Source organism: Oceanobacillus indicireducens (assembly GCF_014647195.1).
Classification (GTDB): Bacteria; Bacillota; Bacilli; order Bacillales; family Amphibacillaceae; genus Oceanobacillus; species Oceanobacillus indicireducens.
Map to the genome: position 1 here is coordinate 1 of NZ_BMOS01000016.1, position 21,218 is coordinate 21,218.

The following is a 21,218-nucleotide window of genomic DNA, read 5'->3' on the forward strand; positions in this document are numbered from 1 at the left end:
TTTTGGCTATAAAGTTCTTTATAAAGACAACAGTTTAGACCGCAAACAGTATACAGGGAGTGACTCCCCATACAGGGAGTGACGTAAAACGTGGAGCCTGTTCCTTTATGCATTATCTTATACAGGGAGTGACTCCCCATACAGGGAGTGACTGTGGTGGCAGTACCTAAAAGAGGACAAATCACGAATACAGGGAGTGACTCCCCATACAGGGAGTGACTGCGAGATATTGACAAAAACATCTCTAACTTACTATATGTTGTATCGTATCATCTTCACTATCTATAAAACAAGTTAAAAACAGAAAATATCCATTGTTAATAGAAAGTATTATGTGCGAATCTTCCAGAGAAATCATGGGCACTTCAGGTTCGCACGTTTAATTAACGTTTTCCAATAATTTCAAAGCCTATTACTACCTGAACATTGTTTTAACTTGTAGAACCTATTATTGGATGTGAAGACTGACATAAAAACTGAGGTTTTGATGTAGGTTATGAGATGGATAAAAACTGGAAAAGTCTTACTGCGAGGTTTCTCTATGTTTAAATAAGTCTTTCGTTTCTTTTGAAGAAAAAAATTCCTAATACTAACTTTTTAATTGTATCAATAATAACATAAAAGTTCGGAAATCTACCATGCTAGAATAACATTTCTACGGTTAAGGCGAACTTTATAGGGAATATACATTTACTTTTTACATTATAATTAAAAGTACTGAAGATTTATTCGGTATTTAAGAATTTTTCAAGGTGTTCGTGTTATACTTAGAGTAAGGAGATGATGTAAATGACAAATTTTCATGAACAATCATCATTAGATCGTCATGTAAAGCAAACATTGGAGAATATTAATACCTTTATTGACGGTGAAGGTTTAAAAAGAAAGCGACTTGCAAAGAGGCTGGGGATGTCTGAATCAAATTTCTCTGATTATTTAAATGGGAAACGATCCAATATTCTTGACTTTTCTGTGAAATTAGCCGAAGTTTTAGGACTTGAAAAAAATTATTTTATGAATCCTAGATTCGATTATCAACCAGTGGAATCAGATACCAGATCAACTGTATTCTCATCAGGTGCCTTATCAAAGGAAGGCGAAGAAGGATTACACCAACTACTCCGTGTTTGTGAAATGATTGAAACGTATAACATGGAGGATAGGCCAAATGCCTGAACTTACATTTAGTGATTTATCAAAAGTTTTGGAAGAAAATAGAGAAATTGGTTCAGAAATTCGTATGACGGTAAATTATTATTTACAAAACTATCATCCAAAAGGTTGGAACCTGATAGATGGAGCTAAAAAATATATAGATCAGAATCATTATTTAATTGAAGCACCTATACAGGATTTGGCTTTTGGTGGGTTTATAAGAACAACAAATACGGAAAGAATGATTTGTTACATTAATACTGCCCAACCAAGAATGTATCAAAACTTCGTGGTGTTTCACGAGTTGTATCATCTAATTAATCGCTTTAAGAAAATAGAAAAAATGCATCTTGTCCAAGCTGAGATGGACAATAGAAATGAAGAAAGAAAAGCAGATTACTTTGCTTCCTTGTTATTGCTTGATGAACATGCGTTACGTTCTTTCTTTACTGGACCCGAAAATAAGCGGGAAACTCTTTTTACAAAAATTCTACTCAGTATGCATGCATTCAAAGCACCTTATAAGGCAATTCTTATAAGGCTGTATGAGCTTTCCCTAATTTCAATCGAGGATTTAGAGGAACTTTTTGATAAAAAGATAGACTTTGTAGAAGCATTTCGGAAACTTGGACTTGATACCTCTATTCTTGAATCGAGTGGTGTGGTTAACTTTAGAAGCTTAGAAAACTTGATGGATTATCATACTCTCCCAGAAGTAGCTCAAACATCTAATAGGGAAATACTGGAAGAGGTACAGCGCTTCTTTTCAGGCATTGGAAAGGGGAAGCGGCTAGAATGAGTGAAACGTTAGATGAATATATACAAACAAAAACTTCCTTTATTACGGACATAGAAGAAGTCGTAGATATTCTCTATGATATGGGAAGTGTATTTTTATATGATACATCTGCCATATCTTCTCATGAACTCGTGTTTCAGCAAATTAATGATCTTACATTTCATAAATACACGCAAGGCTTCCCTATACTGTTGACAGACACCATTGCAAAAGAAATGAGACTTGTTGAAGACGTGGAACATCGATATCTGACTTACCTGTCACATTTTGATAAAGTTCTCTATATAAAGGAAGAAAACTTAATTGACTTACTAAAAACAGACTATGAATTAGGTTCTGCAAGAAGTAAATTCTTGATTGCTAGTGAAAGAGCCTTTAGGAGTATTCAACGACTAAAGGAACAAGTTAAGGCTGCGAAACAACGATTTTCGCAATCGGAAAAAATTATATACCAAGCATTTGATTCCTTTTTCCAAGAGTCTACAAATGCTAATAGAGGGGAGCTATCCTTGCTATGGGTTGCCGCTATAATTGAGCAATTACCAGGAAAGACAACTGTATCATTTGTTGGAATGGATCATGATTTGTATGACTTTGTTGAAAGAAGCTATTTTTCTACAACAAATTTTAGTCCTTTTTCAAATGATATCGTCTTGTTAAGCAATGACACACTCCTCCAGAGCTGTTACAGAATTAATGTCGATAAAGAAGCTTTGGCTAAGTTGATTCCTATCTTCAGAAAACCAGATAGAAAAACACGATATTTTAGAAAGATAAACAAGGTATTGAACTTAAATCAACAAAAAGAGAAAATGGATAACAGGGAATTTGAACAGCTAGTTATAAATGATGAAATTGAAATTCTGTATTAGAAGATACTGGGAGAGCGTCTCACCGCTTTGAAATGAGGTTTCAAAAATACAAGAAATTGAATATAAGGTGGAACAATGATAGGGTTGAAAGATCAAGATCTAAATTTGGTATTTTATTTTGGGATTATCGAGATTTGATAAGTTACCAGGAAGATGAGGATATTAAGAATTGAATTATTGTAGTTCGATATAGTTCAACTTAAAATCCCTTCACTGTAAACATTCTGTTTATCACAGAGGCTTGCACCCTACGCGAGTTAAGCTATTGTGTACAGAGTGGCTACCGAATGTTACTACCAGCTGTAGCTTGTTTTTCATGGTTCCTATTTTCACAATGGCATGGCGTGTAGCAGGAGAAGGTGCGGCAACGGGCAATTCTTCAATAATAAGTAGATTCGTCTTGACTTTGATGCGTGTGGCAAATTTTATTCCCTTTTCAGAATAGGCATCATACGTTTTAAAGTTGAAGTAACCACGGTCGTCATGAGAAACATCTTTATCATGTTTGATTAATGCATCCAGTTGTGTCTCGTCTGCAGACCGGGCGGGAGTTGGAATCACTTTATTGAGAGAGACATTTCCGTCGCATAACTAAATAGAAGCATGGATTCAATCCCCGACTTCCTTTCTCGAACCCGCTAAACACATGGAAATCTTCGGAGAATCAGTCAAATGAAGCGACTTATCTAAACCCGCAACATCAATCATTTTTGGATTACTTTCGAATCTAATGGATGAATGTATTCCTTAAATACCGTTTTTTAAGGTATGGTTATCCATGGATGAACTCCTTATGATTAGGGATTTGGACTGGACTACCATACCCTATTTATAAGGTTTTTATTGATTTACGAAGTTAAAATTCCCATTATTTTTAATGTTGGGATAAACGGTTGTTAGTTGGACGGTGGTGATTACGATGTAGAAATGGGGCAAATTTTCATTTCGAGTCTTTTTTTCCATCAATTCTTGAGTATCATCAAAGTTAAGTTGGGAATGGTGCTCGATAACATGCTCATCTCCTAAGATTGAATGATACGTTTTGCTTGTTTGTTCTGTAAGGTTTGTTAATGGAAGTGTGTAAAAATAATGCGTTGCTTTTGAAATTCTTTTTTACGTTCCTATACCTTACCCAAAGCAGCAGAATTTTTACCAAAACTGCAACAACATATAAAAATACTAACCGAGAATTCTCTTTTAACCTCGCCCAATCTTATGCGGGGAACAGTTTTTGAAGCTTCAACAACACAGGCAGCTTTTAAAAAGGAAAACTTCTTTACCCTCCATGCGCCAACAGGAAGTGGAAAAACAATTGCAGCCTTAGAGAATAATGACCCTTCCAATAGTGTGTTGAACGACGCTGCCACGCTATTTGTGAGGGGAGTTGATATAAATGATGAAGGGTTTGCTTTTTTTACCTTGCTCATGCATAATGGCAGAAATTTTTCTCAAGGCAAATGGATCAAAGGTTTCAGTGAATTGATGAACTAAACATTCAACAGTGGCTCTGCGGTCTTTTAAATTCTGTGGTTTTTGGAGCTGTTTGGGGAATTATGGGCAATATACATATTGAAATTATTTTTCTTTATTTTATTATATAAAGAGGTAACTAATTAGTTTTTCAAAGATTAGGCTAGCCGTCAATGGAGAAAAAGAAAAAAGTGCCCGATTTTGGGCACTCTTTCAAAAGGTGGTTATAAAATAAGATAAAATTTCAATCCACGCACTCATACAGGGTGCGACAGTCTGATAGTTAACTCCTTTAGTTACGGAGAGGCATTTCAGTCCTTTTTCATTATAAAGAGAGTAAATAAATCCATCAACCCACGCTCTCAATTTAGCCAATGAACGCGAGATATTGACAAATCTATCTCTAACACTATATATACTATCGTATCATCTTCACTATCAATAAAACAAGTTAAAAATCAGAAAGTATGCATTATAGGAAAGATCGCGGAAGTGCGATTACAAATGGCCGTCTGGATATTTCTATAGAAGGCTTGGGTGATGCTTTGGAATTGGGGGTGCGGGATCTGAAGGCTAAGGCTTGGATGTAGTATCGGCTAGAATCGTCTGCCCCAAAAATGTATTCTCAAAGGTGCGTTATAATGAATTTTAGTGCATAAGGTTTTTCACAGGTGGCGGCTCACTCCTTCATTTTTATGGGAAGGAGGTGAGTGATGTGACATTATTTCAAAGCCTAATTCTTTGCATATCCTTTGCATCATTAGTTGTCGCTATATTGTCTTTTCACCAAAAAAAATAACCACCCATAGCCTAGCAAGCAATTAGTGTGGTTATTTTTCGTGCTAATATGTGAGTTGTCCCCTTGAAGGGCTATTGCACTAAACCGTTTGGCGTTGTCGCGTCAAACGGTTTTTATTATTTTATGACTTTCTATACATATTATATCCCATTTTTGCATAAAAGAAAACCAATGTAGAAAATGGTAGGCATGAATCCTATTGGCCACAGTGTTTTTTTTACCGATATAATCAGTTGTTAGTCTATAAATATAACTTAACAGCTGATTTAGTGATTATGTAACTGTTTGAATAGTCATTCGAAGGAAAGGGAATGTAGTGAGTGTCCTTGGCTTCACCTTACAGCGCGGGAGTTTTCCTTCTCCTATTTACGTTGATTTTTTATTATTCTTTTCATTTGTACATTAACTTTATCTTCAATGATTACGGTATATTTTTAAACACATATTATCCATATATCAAGTATCTAACAACATTAAGTTTTTGATTTTTCGACGAAAGATGTTTACAATTTTGAAGGCATTATATATAATACTGATTAATGGAATATTAAAGGTATTATTCCTTAAATAAAAAAAGAAAGCGAAAGGGGTTTTTGGGGGGTGAAACATTAAATTAATAAATGATTGAGTGAAATAGGTGAAGGGATTCTGAGTGTGTAAAGACATTTCTCTGGGAAAATTCAGTCTAAACTTTCAGGAAGATAAAAAGCGCCTTTTTAAAAGGGTTGCTATGGGTGCGCTTTCATAACGGAGAGAAGATAAATAACACTCTGTATTTAAAATGGAAATGGTTATACAGTTTTTCAACTATATTGAATGATACATATGTGCAACGTAGAGACAAAACTATTGCAGTCTATCTCGTGAATTCTAATTATTTGTAATAGTCAATATACATGGGTTTTGAATTGTTAGCTACTCGTTAAATGAAAAAAGTGGTAAGGAATTAATTACTTGCCGTCTTAAATAAATTCCATTTATTCGGATGAAACGAATTGATAGATTTAATTCGGAAGTAAAATTAGATGAATGTTCAGAAAACAACGTGAAATATGTAATTTTATACCATTTGGACCTTTTTATATTTAATTAATAGACGGTTTGATAGCGCTTTATATATCTAATAATGAATGTAGTATGGAAGGAGAAAGTATAAATGAAGGCATTTATCGAGGATTATTTAAAAGAAAATAATGCGTATTTTGAAAGTGTTTCTGAATATATCTTTAACCATCCAGAAACAAGATTTGAAGAATATAAATCTGCTGCGTTTCTTGCAGAAGCATGTGAAAATCAAGGATTTACCGTAGAGCATAATGTGGCAAATATCGATACTGCCTTTGTTGCTACTTATGGGTCTGGTAAACCAGTAATTGGATTTTTAGGTGAATTTGATGCATTATCCGGACTCGGACAAAAACCAAATGAAGTCTCGTATCAGCCTACAGAAAATGATAATGGCCATGGTTGTGGTCATAATTTACTTGGAGCAGGTTCTTTTGCTGCTGCGTGTGCGGTGAAAAAGTATTTAGAAAAGAACGATTTACCAGGAACAGTGAAATTCTATGGTTGCCCTGGAGAGGAAGGCGGATCTGGTAAAACCTTTATGGTCCGAGAAGGTGTGTTTGAAGGTCTTGATATTGCGCTTACATGGCACCCGTCTCCTTCTAATTCTATTATGAGTTTATCGAGTTTAGCTAATTATCAAGTATATTTCCGTTTTAAGGGAACGGCATCTCATGCTGCTAACTCTCCACATTTAGGACGGAGTGCATTAGATGCGGTCGAGCTAATGAACATGGGTGTCAACTACTTAAGGGAGCATGTAATTGAAGATGCAAGAATTCATTATGCTGTTACGAATACAGGCGGGACCTCCCCAAATGTGGTACAAGCAAACGCAGAGGTTCTTTACCTGATTCGTGCGCCAAAGCTTGATGAGGTGGATAGTATCTATAAACGGATTTGTAAGATTGCTGAGGGTGCTGCGCTAATGACCGAGACAGACGTATCGATCGACTTTGATAAAGCATGCTCTAATTATGTACCGAATCGTGAATTGGAAGAGGTTTTACATGAAAAGTTTGTAGAAACAGGGGTAGAACCTTACACGGAAGAAGAAAAATCATTTGCTGAAAATATATGGAATACGCTTACAGATGGTGAAAAGAGTAGTTTTGTCAATGTGATGAAGGGCTTTGGTTATGTTGGTGACGAGAAAGAATTTGAAGGAAAATATCTTTCTGATTCTATTTCTCCTTATCAAGCATCTGAACAAGTGTTGAAAGGCTCTACAGATGTAGGCGATGTCAGTTGGGTTGTGCCCACTGCGCAATTAACTTCAGCTACTTCTGTACTAGGGACGACCTTACATTCCTGGCAGATGACGAGTCAAGGATTAACGACTATAGCCCATAAAGGTATGTTTCGTGCGGCACAGAGCATGGCTCTAACGGGTTTAGAAATGGTTACGAACCCACAAAGATTAGAAAGAGTCCAGCAAGAATTTCAAGCATTTAGGAAGAAGAATAACTATTTTAATCCAATTCCGCAACATATTAAACCATCAAAGTTTAAGAAAGATTAAAGAAAATTAAAAAGCGGGTGATGACATGAAGAAAGAGAAGAAAGGCTTTTTTCAAAGGTTTTTAGATATTGTTGAAAAGGTCGGTAATAAACTTCCCGATCCATTTATTTTATTCGTAATACTTGCAGTTGCAATGATTATTGTTTCATGGATTTTTAGTTTGTTTAATGCAAGTGTTGTTCATCCTGGGACTGGAGAAGAACTAGACATTAATAACTTGATTTCGGGTGAAGGGCTACAATTTATATTAACTTCGATGCTTGATAACTTTACTGGATTTGCGCCATTAGGTCTTGTACTATCTATGATGCTTGGTATTGGGTTAGCAGAGAAGGTTGGTCTATTAGATTATGCGATTCGTAAGACAGTATTAAAGGCACCATCATTTTTGCTGACGTATGTTCTCGTGTTCGTTGGTATTTTAGGTAACTTAGCATCTGATGCTGCGGTAGTAATTATTACACCACTAGCAGCGCTAGTGTTTTATAAAGTGGGAAGACACCCGCTTGCAGGTCTTGCTGCAGGTTTTGCTGGAGCAGGAGCTGGATTTACCGCGAATTTATTTATAGCTGGTACAGACGCACTACTGGCGGGTATTTCAACCGAAGCTGCAGCGATTATTGATGAAACGCTTGTTATCACACCTTTAGCCAACTGGTACTTCAATATTATTTCAGTTTTCATATTAACAATCATAGGTGGTTTAATTACTGATAAATTTGTTGAACCCCGATTAGGTAAATATAAAGGCGGGGCTGTAGAAAAAGATGGTAGTGAAGAAGAGTTACCAAATGCCAAAAAAGGTTTTATCAATGCAATTATTGCTGGTTTAGCCTATATTGCTATTGTTGCAATTGTTATCTTCGTACCAAACAGTCCACTTACAAACGAACAAGGTGGGATTGTACCTTCCCCGTTTCTTGATGGAATCATCCCGATTATTTTAATACTCTTTATTACAATTGGTGTCGCCTTTGGTGTTACGGTTGGTAGAGTGAAGTCGGGTGCAGATGTTAGTCGTTATATGTCTGAGTCCATTAAAGAAATGTCGAGTTACATTGTACTAGTATTTGCGATCGCACAGTTTATTGCCTACTTCAATTGGTCGAACCTTGGGTTATGGGTAGCGGTGAACGGTGCAGAGTTCCTAACTAGTATTAACTTTACGGGATTTGGTTTAATATTTGGATACATTATCTTTACATCATTGCTTAACTTCTTAATTACATCTGGTTCCGCTAAATGGGCGATTGAAGCACCTATTTTCGTACCGATGTTTATGCAATTAGGATACCACCCTGCATTTACGCAGGTAGCATACAGGGTAGCGGATTCTTCGACAAATATTATGACGCCACTATTTCCGTATATGGTTATCGTCCTCTCCTTTATGAGAAAGTACGATAAGAATGCAAACATCGGAACATATATGTCATTAATGCTTCCATATTCGCTTGCTTTCTTGACCACATGGATTATTTTAATTGCAATCTTCTACTTCACTGGTATGCCACTAGGTCCAGGATCGCCAGTATTCTTAGAGTAGAAATTAAAAACCAAACCAAATGGGATAAGATATCCATTTAGGGTTGAAACTAGTTAGGAAGCTAGTGATCTAGGATTTACATAGTTGATGTATAAGGAGAAGATTAATAGTGAACAAGTCATTAGCAGAAAAATTAATTCACTGGAGACGTGATTTTCACCAATATCCGGAAACAGGATTCTTGGAAATGCGAACAGCATCCATTGTTGCTTCTACTTTAGATGAATTAGGTTATTCTCTACAGTTAGGAAAAGAGGTTATGGCAAAAGAGGCTTGTATGGGGAAGCCTAATGAGATGGAAACGACTAACCATTTGAAGTGGGCAAAAGAAAATGGCGCAATGGTTGGCTATTTGTATCAATTTGAAGAAGGTTATACAGGAATCGTTGCCACGTATGATACTGGGAAAAAAGGTCCTACCATTGCAGTTAGAGTTGACATGGATGCACTGGATATTGATGAAGTTTTAGATGAAGAGCATGTTCCCGTAAAAGAAGGTTTCCGCTCAAAGGTTCCTCATAAGATGCATGCGTGTGGTCATGATGCACATACATCGATTGGATTGGGACTAGCAACCATGATTGCTGAGAATAAAGATAACCTTACCGGAGTTATAAAATTAATCTTTCAGCCTGCTGAAGAGGGAACTCGTGGTGCAAAGGCGATGGTAGAAGCAGATGTTGTAAAGGATGTTGATTATTTCATTGCCATCCACGTTGGAACAGGGGTTCCGCATCGGCATTTTGTTGCTTCGAATAATGGATTTTTAGCTACATCTAAGCTAGACGTTACTTTTCATGGTGTTGCCTCTCACGCTGGTAGTAAACCGGAGGAAGGTCGTAATGCTTTACTCGCTGCGGCAACTGCTGCATTAAATATTTATGCAATACCACGGCATTCCCATGGAGTAACACGTGTGAATATTGGAGAAATGCACGCAGGTTCAGGAAGAAACATTATTCCGAATCAGGCGACATTGAAAGTGGAGACACGTGGAGAGACATCCGAAATTAATCAATATGTAAGAAAGCAAATTGAATCAATTGTTCAGGGTGCAGCAAAAATGTATCAAAATGAATATGAGATTAAGGTTGTTGGTGAAGCGAAAAGTAGTACTGGATCGATAGAATTAGCAGAAATATTAAGTACAAGTGCAAAGGAACATCCTTTCTTTGAAAAATCATTGTTAGAAAGCAATGAAAGTGCTGGCTCTGAGGATGCGACCTTCTTCATGGAAGAAGTGAAGAAGAATGGTGGTTTGGCAACTTATTGCATCTTTGGAACGGAACTAGCAGCAGGACATCATAATGAAAGATTTGATATTAATGAAGAAACGCTCTTACCATCAGTTGAAGTGTTATATCATGCTCTTTTAAAATTGAGTAAGCATGTGTGAAAAACAGAAAAAATCGTCCACGTTTATCTGTGGATGGTTTTTTCTGTATATGTAATAGAATTCGCATTTCCATATTTGAATAATGGTTCGTACTTTCCTGGTTTAAGGGGATTGGTTGTTTATTTCAAGTTCAACACTTATCTGACAATGGCTTGGATTGTTCGTTTAGTAGCAACAACGTCGCTGAAGATTCGAACATGGCTTGCAAACCAATCTGTAAATTATCCAGCTGCCCAGAACGAAACAATTCCCTGAAGACAAACAACCTTCCTACAGTACTATACAAGTTAACAGATATTATGTATAATTTGAATAAAGGAATATATATGGACATTTTCCTATTTTGATGGAGGTTTTTATCGTGAAATTAAAGAATTACGTGAATCAGATTGAAAAGGAAGTTATCGAGATAAGAAGACATCTTCACAAATATCCTGAGCTTAGTAACCAGGAAAAAGAAACTTCCAATTATATTCAACAAAAATTAACGGAATATGGAATTTCTTTTGAAACCGGATTTGCAACATATGGAGTGCTTGGCATTATTAAAGGGAAGCATTCTGGAAAAACGGTTGCTTTACGGGCAGATATGGATGCGCTTTCAATGCAGGAAGAGAACGATCATGACTTTGTATCCGTGCACCCGAACGTCATGCACGCATGTGGGCATGATGCGCATACGGCGATGTTACTTGGTGCAGGGTATGTACTAAAACAGATGGAGGAGAAGTTGCACGGGACCGTACTACTTGTTTTTCAACCGGCGGAAGAAGATTCGCCAATTGGTGGAGCACAAGTGATGATGGATGATGGGGTGTTCGATACCTACAAACCAGATGTTATTTACGGACAGCATGTATGGCCAACGCTTCCAACTGGACAAGTAGGTGTAACCGACCGGGAAATGATGGGGGCATCTGACCGATTTAAGATTGTCTTAAAAGGCCGTGGAGGTCATGCAAGCATGCCACATCAGACAAGTGATGTAGTCGTAGCTGCAGGGCATTTAATTACGAGCCTACAGACGATTGTGAGTAGAAATCTGGATCCATTAGAAGCATCTGTCGTTACGGTAAGTGTCCTCCGTGCTGGCAGTATGCCGAACGTCATTCCAACTGAGGTGGTTTTGGAAGGATCGATTCGAACGTACAGTGAAGCAATTCGTGAAAAGTTAAAACACCGTTTTTTCACGATGGTTAATCAAGTTGCAGAAGCTTTTGAAGCAGAAGTAGCTATTCAATATAAAGATGGTTATCCAGCAACTGTGAATACGCCGGAATGGGCAGAGACAGTTAGGCAGTCTGCAAGAAAAGTGTTAGGAGAAGATGCGACCCCAGTTGTCAAACCTTCGATGGCTGGAGAAGACTTTGGACGTTTCCTAAAAAAATATCCTGGTTGCTTTATTTGGCTTGGTGTACAACTTGAGAATGAAGAGGAGCGAGTGCCACTACATGATCCCCATTTTAAAATAAATGAAGCTGCCTTGTCCAATGGAACCGGATTACTTGCGCAGGTTGCTGTGGATACATTAGAGAGATTACGGGGAGAAGAATAAAATGAGTGGATTTCTAAATAAGTTAACACTGACGCCTTAGGGGTGGCGGCGAGATTTTTATCAGTTTCCAGAACTAGGGTTTATGGAATATGTGACCACGTATAAGTTGGATAAATAACTACAGAAACTTAAGTTTAAGACATTTTATAGGTGAGAATGCCATAGATTTGTTCGCAGCGACTGCAGCAGCATCCATGCAGTGTGAAGTGATTCGCATCACAAGGCGACGGCGATGCATGATGTTGATTGTGAGATAGATCATATTGGTGTTATCGATCCATTTACATGTGATGATGCGATTATTCCTTTGGTCCAGCAGGCTTGTAAAGAGAGTTTCTATGCAAGAGAAATCTTCCCAGAAGTAGCTGTTTCTGGCTCTAAGGATTGCAGTTTTATGATAAACCGTGTTCAAGTGCGTGTAGGCAAGGCGACCTATATGATGTTTGGAATGAATTTAAATTATCCGCATCATCATCCCCCGTTTGATTTTCAGGAAGTAGTGTTGTCTGTAGCGATTGAGGCGTTTATAAATGTGATTAGGGAGGCGCATGGAAATGAATGAATTTCACGTATGGCTGGAAGAAAAATTGCTTGAACTAAACCTCACGAAAACGATGAATGTTCCTGATGGCTTTTCACGCCTCAGTTTTACCGAAGAGGAAAAAGAGGCGCATCAGCAATTTAAAAATATTGCAGTTGAACTTGAACTAACAACCTATCAGGATGTAATTGGAAACCAATGGGCATTGTGGGAAGTGAGCCCAGATGAAAAAATCATTGCGATGGGCTCTCACTTGGATACGGTGTATGGCGGTGGTGGCTATGATGGGACAGCTGGGATATTGGCGGCATTTGGAGTAATCAAGCTGATGAAAAGGGAAGGGTTTGTTCCGAAAAAGAATCTGGCAGTTATTTGTTTTGTGTCGGAAGAGTCCGCAAGATTTGCTGTATCTACCGTTGGAAGTAAAGCAGTTATAGGGAAACTGAATAAGGAAGAGATGGCGAAACTTCAAGATAAAGATGGCATTTATCTAAAGGATGCAATGGAATCCTTTGGTGTCAAATGGGACTTGATTGACCAAGCAGAGGTCCCGGAAGAGAAAATTGAACGTTTTCTTGAACTTCATATTGAACAGGGAACCATTTTAGAAGATGCAGGGGCCCAAATTGGTATTGTAAGTGGAATAGCCTGTCCGGTTCGACTAAAAGTTCAAGTAAAGGGTCACGCAAATCATACTGGTACAACACCGATGAACGAACGGAAAGATGCATTCGCGGCAATTGCTCCCTTAATTACCTTTGTTCGAGAAGAGGCCCTGAAATGGAATGAAACATCAGATGTTCCACTTGTTGCAACCGTGAGTACAGTTCAATTGAAGCCCAATGCCATGAATGTGATCCCAGAAGAAGTTGAGCTTGGAATTGACATTCGAAGTGTAGATGATGAACTAAAACGTACATTTGCAAGAGAAGTAACAGCATTTTGCAGTGACATTGAAAGAAAGGAACATGTAATGATAAAGGTTGAAACGTTGGTTGATAATGATTCAGTTATGCTTGATGATCGCGTCCATGAAAACTTATTAGAAGCAAGTCGTACCAAGGGATATAAGACGTTATCTATGAACAGTGGTGCTGGCCATGATGTCATGAATATGGCGCTAAAATGGCCAGCAGGGTTGATATTTATTCCTTGTAGAGACGGACTTAGCCACCACCCGAAGGAGCATGCAGAGATAGCTGATGTTGAAAAAGGTATCCGAACCATGGTATATTATTTAAAAAATGAAGCTGGTGAATAGCATGAACATACGGATTGCTATCGTAGGGCCTAAAGACTCAGTTGAAAAAATAAAAACTGTCACAAAAGGATTTCCAGAAGCTACTTTCGATGCTTTTATTTATGAAAAGCATAGCGAACTGGATGCGATTCTAAAAGAAAATGGCCATCGATATGATCAATGGTACTTTTCTGGGATTTTGAATTATTCCTATGTTATTGAGAATCAGCTAATAGATAAAGACAGGGCAATCTATCCCAAACTATATGGTTCGAGTTTCCTGGAAACACTTCTAGAAGCGCAGGTGAAGGATAGAAAAATCTATAAGCATTTTAGTGTGGACGTTGTTAAATCGGAAGAAATGGATAACGTGTTACACTTTAGCAACCTGAGTAATCTGACTTTTTATAATAGCCAATGGAAAGGCTATCAAAATATTTCTGACTTAGTAGAATTTCATAAAGAACAATATGAAAGCGGACGAACAGAAATTGCAATCACATCTATTCGAGAAATTTGTACAGCGTTACAAAAAAAAGGAATCCCTGCCTACCGAGCAACTCCATCCTATCTTGCGATTCGATTTTCGCTTGAACTATTGATAGAGAGGGCGCAGACGAATCGTTATAAAAATGCACAAATGGCTATTATCGGTTTTCGTGGAGAGTTTAATACAAGGGAGAAGGATGATCTCCATTATTCCTTTAAATTAAAGAATAAAGAACTTGATCTTAAACGTACTTTGTTACATTTTACCGAAAAGGTAAATGGCTCTTTCATGCAGTTGGGGGATGGTCTGTTTTTTATATTCACAACAAGAGGAGAGCTTGGACCAGTTCGAGAAAAAGATTTATTTATCATCAAAGAAGATGTGAAACTTCAAAACAATATCGATTTGAGTATTTCCATTGGATATGGGGAAACTGCTCTCCAAGCAGAACACCATGTAAGATATGGTTTTAATCAGAGCCAGGCAGATGAGTCGATCATAGTTGTAGAGAATGACCATTCTATTGTCGTAAAAGGTCCGGACGAGGTTAATTTTTCTTATCGACCGGTTCAGCTAGGTGAAGCCTGGATGAATAAGCTGAATAACGTAAGTCCTGTAGTTGTTTCGAAAATTGAGGCATATACACAGCAATATGGAAAGCTTGAATTTTCGTCCCAAGATGTTGCGCGCTGGGTTCAATGTACAGAGCGTAACGGTAGAAGGATTGTAAGTGAAATGCAAAAGGCAGGTATTATAGAGCTATGTGGAGAAATGCAGTTAGGTTCTCGCGGTAGACCAAGAAAGCTTTATCGATTTATTACTGCCTAATTGATATGAGGTGAATAGGTGTATAGAAAAAGTTTTCTCTTGGTAATGTTTTGGGATGGTGTGAGAGTAACTGGAAATAAACTGCTGGAACCATTTATACCTTTCGTTATTTTAGATAGTTACTCAGACTTTTCGTGGGAATCTCCCATGCTAGAAAGCGGCCAAATCAGGTATTGAAGAATATTATGTACACTAAAGGAAAAACACGTAGTCAGCACAAAAAGACGAAAAGAATCCTATTTTGATCTTTTCGTCTCTTTACATTATATTTTTCAGAGAGTGGATGCTTACATACTCACCCAATTATTTCTTCTTGCAGCAAGCACGGCATTCATCCGATAACCTTCAATTTCATCATGATAGAGGATGCATGATTCTTCAATGTCCTATCAGAAGTGGATTCAAAAGTATCTTAATTACTTTTTGTTATTCATTGTAGCTGAATGTTTGAGAACCTGTTCGGATCAAGGTGGGAAACATCATAATTTGTTTTCCCATGAATGATTAATTCAGAAATAATTTTACCAATGGTCGGGGCTAACTTGAATCCATGACCAGAAAATCCGCTTGCAATGAAGACATTTTTTAAATTTGACAGCGCTCCTAACATTGCGTGGTTGTCTGGTGTATATGCATCCATGTATGGGGTTGCCCGAACAGGATCTGGATACAAAACAGGTAAAAGTCTTTTTACGGATTCTGTAAGTTTTTCGATTTCTTCTGGGTAGACATCTCTATATAATAAATCGGGATCATCAATCGTTAACGGATCCTTCGTGTAAGAAGCTTTCACCATCGTTCCATCTAAAGTAGGAGCTCCTGTTAATCGAAAGTCCCCACGCAATCTGGCAAAGATAGGTAATTTATTAGGAAGAACAAGATCGAGATTTTTAGGTGCAAACCAGGTGAGTAATAATCTTTTAGGAATCAATTTATCTTTCAGTTCTGGAAGAAGTTTGAATGACCATGCTCCAGTTGTGACAACAACCTTTTTAACCTTGAAAGTTCTTCCAGAGGTAATAATCTCTACGCCATCATCATCTGGTATAATTTGTTCAACACTGGAGTAGGGTTTTAATTCAGCACCATACTTTTTTGCTTGGTACGCTGCGGACACAACAGCCAACTCCGGTCGGATGAATCCAGCATTTTTATCAAGGATGACCACATCGTTATCGTATAATTTAAATTGGGGATAACGTTTTCTAGCTGCTTCTTTGTCTAAAATTTCATGTTCTAATTGGAACTCTTCGATGCTTTCTTTGATAACTTTTATTTCTGCGCTGTCTTCTTCTCCAATCATCAGTCCACCATTTAAAGTTAAGAGAGAGTTTTGACTTTCCTGCTCTAGGTCTCGCCAAAGTACTTTTGCTTCTTTAAGGAGGGGAACATATTCTGGTCCTTCCATGTAAGCTGTTCGAAATAGCCTGGATTCGCCACCTGCTGCGGTTCTATCATTTCCTATTCCAAACTTTTCAAACCCAAGAACAGTAACTCTATTTTTAGCGAGTTGCCATGCTGTCATACTTCCCATCGTTCCTAAACCAATAATCCCAACCTCTGCATCCACAATTATTCCTCCTCGTTTATTTGTACTTAGCTTACAATAATAAGTTTATTATTCATTTTATAGTTTATTTTCTGGAAATTAAAAGTGTTGTATACTAAGCTACTTTCTTCGTTTCTGTATTTTTTTCTTTAAAAATGAAGCTGAAGAATAGAAATCCGATTAAAGAACAAGCAATGCCATATACAGCATAGGGAATTGCAGCATCTACTATCTGAGCGATTCCTGCACCAAATATACCCGTAAAGATTCCTCCCAGAGCGCCTTTTGCTGAAAGAAATTTTGTTTTCCGTAAAGCAATACCAAGGAAGATTGGGACAAGTAATCCAGCAGCTGAATAAGCATAGGTTGCTTGTAGCCAGCCGAGTGCCTGAGGGTAAACTAAAGATAATAAAACAGCAACAACGATAATCCCTACGGAAAGTAGACGAGAATATACGAGTAAAGTTTTATCGCTTACTTCTGGGTTGATGTATGATTTATAAATATCATTAGTTAGATTCACTACTACTGATTGGATCGCGCTGCTTACAGTAGACATAATCGTTGCAATAATGAATCCAGAGTAAAGTGCCAGAAACCAGGTTGGGATTTGTGTAAGAAACCATCCTGACGCCATTTCAGCATTTTCCATTCCAGGATTTTGGGAGAGAATCGCAATACCCATAAAGGATGCCCATATTCCGCTAGTAATTGTTGCAAAAACTGCTAGGAAAAACCCTTGTTTAGCAGTTTTTGCATCTTTAGCAGAATAAATTCTTTGATAAGACATTTGATTCGTAAGGGCCCCGGGGAAAATGGCAAAAATCCAAAGAATGATTGTTGTAAGTCCGACTGCTCCCATTCCTTCTGGGAATCCAACAATTTCTTGTGGGACATTTGATACAATTTCTGACCAGCCTCCAGCTAGGTTTAACATATACACCCCGCTTGCCAAGGCAAGTATAAGCATAAAACAACCGAATATAAAGTCTGTCCATGCAACTGAAGCCATTCCACCAGGCAGGACAAATAATAAGCTAATGGCTGCAAATATAACAACTAACAAGGTAAAGGAAACATTAGTGATTTCGGTATATAAATTACCAAAGGCTACTAGTTGTGTGCACAGCCAACCAAAAGGCACAATAATGGCCAGTAATGTAACAGTACTCATCATTATTTTATGTTCTCCGTATAGCTTTTTAAAAATATCTGGTAGGGTAGAGAAGTCGTGTTTTTTTAGCCATCCTGCGAGCAATACAAGAAGTATAATCCCCAATGAATAAAGTAAATTATAAGTAATAGCTGACCAACCTGCACTATACCCTATCCCCACGTGGGCTACGAGTACACCTCCCCCCATTCCTGTAGCAAATTGTGTTCCTGCAATAACATACATCGGTAGTGATCGACCTCCGACGTTCCAGTTCTCAATCCCTCTTTGCTTTCTCCCTACATAAATTGAAATACCTACACCAATCCCCAAAATGACAATCGAACTAATAATAATTGCTGCTGTTTCACTCATGATTTACCTCCTTTACTTTAAATAGATTTTATATTTGATTCATTAAATCGCTCTAGACTGTAACGGGAAAGATCGATGGATGTTTCTCCATCTATTAATAACTCGGTTAAAAGAGTACCTACAAGAGGGGATAAAGTTACTCCACTATGCATTGCTGCTATATATGCACCTTCTACTTCCGGAATTTCACCGATAATGGGAAAACCGTCAAGGGGTATTACTCTGATCCCCGCAAATGAACGGACTACATTTGCTCTTCTTAGATGGGGAATGAAATCAATGGCCATTTTTGCAGTTTGCTGAACAATATCTAATGTTGTTCTTCTATCGTATCCCACCTCTTCTTTTGAATAGCCAATCAATACTTCTCCATTGTCTGCTTGGCGAACTCCTCCAATGGTATGTTTTAAAAATGGCTGGAGTGGTTCTGTAATTAGAATTTGACCTCGAACTTGTTTAATAGGAATGTTTACATTCAGCATTTCCCCAAGTTCTTTTGACCATGGTCCGCCAGCAATAACTAGCTTTTTCGTTTTAAAAGTGCCTTTGAGTGTTTCTAAGTGAAAGATATCTCCGTTCTTTTGAATGCTTATAACTTGATTATAAAATGAAGTCTGAACATCGTTCTTTTTTGCTGATTTTATATATAGTTCAACAAGACGAAAAGGGTTGACATTTCCATCTATTTTACTGAAAGTTGCACCAGCAATATTCGGGGAAAGATATGGTTCTTTTTCAAGAACTTCATCCCTTGATAGCACCTCAATGTCTATCCCTACCTCTGCTTGTTTTTCGGCAAGTTTCAAAGCTTTTTCCTTTTCAGCTTCCGTGAAGAAAGGTGCTATACCTCCTGTTCTTTTATACTCTACATCGCCGATTTTTCTTTCTAAAAATGGATAAAGTTCTGCGCTATACAAACTTAATTCTCCATACCATGAAGGGACTTTGCTGTGAACCCAGACCCAAGCCTGAGTCGAACCAGATGTTCCGGAGAGTGGGAAACCCTTATCAATTAGCAAAATACTATGCTTTTTTCTTTCGGATAGATGGTAAGCGATACTGCTTCCAACAACACCACTTCCAACAATAATTACATCATGTGTCTTATCGATTCTCATCACCTTCCTCCACAGACTCACCAAAGACGGAAGCTACATTACTATCTTTGCTTTCGGTTGCAAGTGTTCCCATTCTGATTGGTTTTAAAGGAATCCTCATTCTTGAAATGCCAACATCTTGGAGGTCTTTATTATGATAATCGGCTATAATTTCTCTGACAGGGTGGAGGCAGACTTTTGACTGGCAAGAACCCATTCCGGTTCTTGTTAAACGCTTAATATCATCAAATGTTTGAGCTCCATTTTTTAAGGCATTTTCAATTTCATCAATATTAATTTCCTCACAGCGACAGACGATGGTTGATTTATCCATGGATTTGCCCTCCTTGTAGCTCAGTAAAATAGCTTTTTGGATTCCAATTATCTTGAAGTAGAGAATCCGCAATTATTTCAGTTCTTTTTTGGAATACATTATTATTCTCAAGCGTCATTAATTCTTCCCAGCACTCTTTTTTTTGATTATGGGCTTCTCGTGGGCTAATGAATTCTAGTTCTTCTAAAACACTCCAAGCAGCAATTTCTCCAGTTAATAAAATGGGGCCTAGAGTTGTGATACCTGCTGCACTTCCTGCTAGATAACAATTAGAATTTGTTGTTTGGAAATTCATGTTATATGCAGGTAACCAGCCACCAAGGATTTCTTTATAAGTGAATTTGCAATTCATTACTTCGAAGGGTTCAAGTATCGGTGTAAATCCATTTGAAATACAGATGAAGTCAGCTTCTAATTCTTTTATACCGCTTGGAGTCCGAATAGAGACATGTTCTACCTCTCCAGAACCAGAAGCAAGTTCAATCGTACTATTTGTCAAAAAAGTGATGTTTCCAAGATCACTTAGTAAATCTTGCTTCTCACTTTGTAATTGATCCTTATCTTCAACTACTGCTTTTATTGAAACGCCACAAATTCTAAGTTGTTTAATTACTTCAAATGCAAAGTCATTCGAACCAACAATAACAGCATTTTTCCCGGGTAATACCAGTTCTCTATTAATGAGTATTTGAGCTGCGCCGGCAGTCATGACGCCAGGAAGTGTCCAACCTGGAAAAATCTTACCTTCCTCTTGAGCGCCTGTAGCAAGAATGTATTTTTTAGCATGGATTTCAAAAGTTTTAAATCCATCTGTTACACCAATATTTCCATTCAAGTAGGAGCCAACCATTGCATGATTTGAGAGTACTTTTACATTAGAAGCATTTAAACTTTCTACTAAATGGTTGTTTAATGAGGTACCTCTAGTTTTCTTCTTATTTTTTGGTAAGTTAGAGAAAAGTTGTGTCTGCTGTCTTAATTGCCCTCCTGGCTGAAGTGATTCGTCGACAAGGATTACTTCAGCTCCTGCTGCATCAGCTGTAAGTGCGGCATTAATACCAGCAGGGCCTGCCCCGATGATAAGTAAATCCGTTTTCAATTATATATCCCCCCAACATCTGGATCACTTTCATTTGAATGAACATTCATACCATCTTCTACAAGAGTGGAACAACTCAATACATGATCGAGTCCGTTGATAGTTACATAGCAACTAGTGCACCTACCGTTTGCACAGTAAAGTCCGCGTGCTTTAAAAAGTTTTCGACTAACTCCAAATTTACGAATTCCATTTCTCATTAATGCTGCAGCTACAGTTTGTCCTTTCATCGCTTTTAATGGCTTCTCATTGAAGTAAAATGTAATTTCTTCCGTGAACTTTTCTCCTAATATGGGATGTTTTTTTATTTGCATTTCCATCCTCCTCTTAAGG

General features: G+C 37.7%; 16 protein-coding genes. 10 read left to right on the plus strand and 6 right to left on the minus strand.

Going from position 1 to position 21,218, the window contains the following annotated elements:
* Window positions 1–789: 789 nt before the first annotated feature.
* The 10 genes from IEX94_RS11770 (at window position 790) to IEX94_RS11825 (ending at window position 15,278) form a co-directional block, all read left to right on the plus strand.
* A complete protein-coding gene (locus tag IEX94_RS11770) occupies window positions 790–1,176 on the plus strand; it encodes a helix-turn-helix transcriptional regulator (protein ID WP_188857659.1) in 387 nt (128 codons plus the stop codon).
* Complete coding sequence (locus IEX94_RS11775; RefSeq protein ID WP_188857661.1) at window positions 1,169–1,954, plus strand: ImmA/IrrE family metallo-endopeptidase; 786 nt, start codon at window positions 1,169–1,171, stop codon at window positions 1,952–1,954. Before IEX94_RS11770 ends, IEX94_RS11775 begins: the two co-directional genes overlap by 8 nt.
* Window positions 1,951–2,826 (plus strand): hypothetical protein, encoded by an 876-nt coding sequence (locus tag IEX94_RS11780; RefSeq protein ID WP_188857663.1) that lies wholly within the window; start codon window positions 1,951–1,953, stop codon window positions 2,824–2,826. The genes IEX94_RS11775 and IEX94_RS11780 overlap by 4 nt, the downstream gene beginning before the upstream one ends.
* 3,425 nt (window positions 2,827–6,251) lie before the next feature.
* Entirely contained in the window at window positions 6,252–7,682 is a 1,431-nt protein-coding gene (locus tag IEX94_RS11795; RefSeq protein ID WP_188857670.1) for a M20 family metallopeptidase, read from the plus strand.
* 25 nt (window positions 7,683–7,707) lie between these two features.
* The gene (locus tag IEX94_RS11800) at window positions 7,708–9,228 is read left to right on the plus strand and encodes an AbgT family transporter (RefSeq protein WP_188857673.1); all 1,521 of its coding nucleotides are present in this window, start codon (window positions 7,708–7,710) and stop codon (window positions 9,226–9,228) included.
* 109 nt (window positions 9,229–9,337) lie between these two features.
* Window positions 9,338–10,624 (plus strand): amidohydrolase, encoded by a 1,287-nt coding sequence (locus tag IEX94_RS11805; RefSeq protein WP_308425598.1) that lies wholly within the window; start codon window positions 9,338–9,340, stop codon window positions 10,622–10,624.
* Window positions 10,625–10,985: 361 nt separating this feature from the next.
* Entirely contained in the window at window positions 10,986–12,179 is a 1,194-nt protein-coding gene (locus tag IEX94_RS11810; protein ID WP_308425599.1) for a M20 metallopeptidase family protein, read from the plus strand.
* 232 nt (window positions 12,180–12,411) lie between these two features.
* Window positions 12,412–12,741, plus strand: coding sequence for a M20/M25/M40 family metallo-hydrolase (locus IEX94_RS11815; RefSeq protein ID WP_188857675.1), 330 nt, complete (start codon window positions 12,412–12,414; stop codon window positions 12,739–12,741).
* Window positions 12,734–13,981: a M20 family metallo-hydrolase gene (locus IEX94_RS11820; protein ID WP_188857677.1), complete on the plus strand. Its 1,248-nt coding sequence runs from the start codon at window positions 12,734–12,736 to the stop codon at window positions 13,979–13,981. Before IEX94_RS11815 ends, IEX94_RS11820 begins: the two co-directional genes overlap by 8 nt.
* A 1-nt stretch (window position 13,982) precedes the next feature.
* Window positions 13,983–15,278 (plus strand): hypothetical protein, encoded by a 1,296-nt coding sequence (locus tag IEX94_RS11825; protein WP_188857734.1) that lies wholly within the window; start codon window positions 13,983–13,985, stop codon window positions 15,276–15,278.
* 430 nt (window positions 15,279–15,708) lie between these two features.
* Here IEX94_RS11825 and solA read toward each other — a convergent pair whose 3' ends face one another.
* The 6 genes from solA to IEX94_RS11855 form a co-directional block, all read right to left on the minus strand.
* Window positions 15,709–16,848 carry an N-methyl-L-tryptophan oxidase gene (gene solA / locus IEX94_RS11830; RefSeq protein ID WP_188857679.1) on the minus strand — a complete coding sequence of 380 codons (1,140 nt, stop codon included), beginning with the start codon at window positions 16,846–16,848 and terminating at the stop codon, window positions 15,709–15,711.
* 94 nt (window positions 16,849–16,942) lie between these two features.
* Window positions 16,943–18,355: a sodium:solute symporter family protein gene (locus IEX94_RS11835; protein WP_188857681.1), complete on the minus strand. Its 1,413-nt coding sequence runs from the start codon at window positions 18,353–18,355 to the stop codon at window positions 16,943–16,945.
* Between the two features lie 17 nt (window positions 18,356–18,372).
* A complete protein-coding gene (locus IEX94_RS11840; protein ID WP_188857736.1) occupies window positions 18,373–19,467 on the minus strand; it encodes an NAD(P)/FAD-dependent oxidoreductase in 1,095 nt (364 codons plus the stop codon).
* The gene (locus IEX94_RS11845; protein ID WP_188857682.1) at window positions 19,460–19,786 is read right to left on the minus strand and encodes a (2Fe-2S)-binding protein; all 327 of its coding nucleotides are present in this window, start codon (window positions 19,784–19,786) and stop codon (window positions 19,460–19,462) included. The genes IEX94_RS11840 and IEX94_RS11845 overlap by 8 nt, the downstream gene beginning before the upstream one ends.
* The gene (locus tag IEX94_RS11850; protein ID WP_188857683.1) at window positions 19,779–20,885 is read right to left on the minus strand and encodes an NAD(P)/FAD-dependent oxidoreductase; all 1,107 of its coding nucleotides are present in this window, start codon (window positions 20,883–20,885) and stop codon (window positions 19,779–19,781) included. Before IEX94_RS11850 ends, IEX94_RS11845 begins: the two co-directional genes overlap by 8 nt.
* Complete coding sequence (locus IEX94_RS11855; RefSeq protein WP_188857684.1) at window positions 20,882–21,199, minus strand: (2Fe-2S)-binding protein; 318 nt, start codon at window positions 21,197–21,199, stop codon at window positions 20,882–20,884. Before IEX94_RS11855 ends, IEX94_RS11850 begins: the two co-directional genes overlap by 4 nt.
* Between the last annotated feature and the right edge of the window lie 19 nt (window positions 21,200–21,218).

Coding starts and splice junctions, on each gene's coding strand:
- IEX94_RS11775 (WP_188857661.1), top strand. CDS start 1,169: ATGCCTGAACTTACATTTAGTGATTTATCAAAAGTTTTGGAAGAAAAT.
- IEX94_RS11835 (WP_188857681.1), bottom strand. CDS start 18,355: ATGAGTGAAACAGCAGCAATTATTATTAGTTCGATTGTCATTTTGGGG.
- IEX94_RS11815 (WP_188857675.1), top strand. CDS start 12,412: ATGCATGATGTTGATTGTGAGATAGATCATATTGGTGTTATCGATCCA.
- IEX94_RS11770 (WP_188857659.1), top strand. CDS start 790: ATGACAAATTTTCATGAACAATCATCATTAGATCGTCATGTAAAGCAA.
- IEX94_RS11780 (WP_188857663.1), top strand. CDS start 1,951: ATGAGTGAAACGTTAGATGAATATATACAAACAAAAACTTCCTTTATT.
- IEX94_RS11845 (WP_188857682.1), bottom strand. CDS start 19,786: ATGGATAAATCAACCATCGTCTGTCGCTGTGAGGAAATTAATATTGAT.
- IEX94_RS11795 (WP_188857670.1), top strand. CDS start 6,252: ATGAAGGCATTTATCGAGGATTATTTAAAAGAAAATAATGCGTATTTT.
- IEX94_RS11855 (WP_188857684.1), bottom strand. CDS start 21,199: ATGCAAATAAAAAAACATCCCATATTAGGAGAAAAGTTCACGGAAGAA.
- IEX94_RS11820 (WP_188857677.1), top strand. CDS start 12,734: ATGAATGAATTTCACGTATGGCTGGAAGAAAAATTGCTTGAACTAAAC.
- IEX94_RS11800 (WP_188857673.1), top strand. CDS start 7,708: ATGAAGAAAGAGAAGAAAGGCTTTTTTCAAAGGTTTTTAGATATTGTT.
- IEX94_RS11825 (WP_188857734.1), top strand. CDS start 13,983: ATGAACATACGGATTGCTATCGTAGGGCCTAAAGACTCAGTTGAAAAA.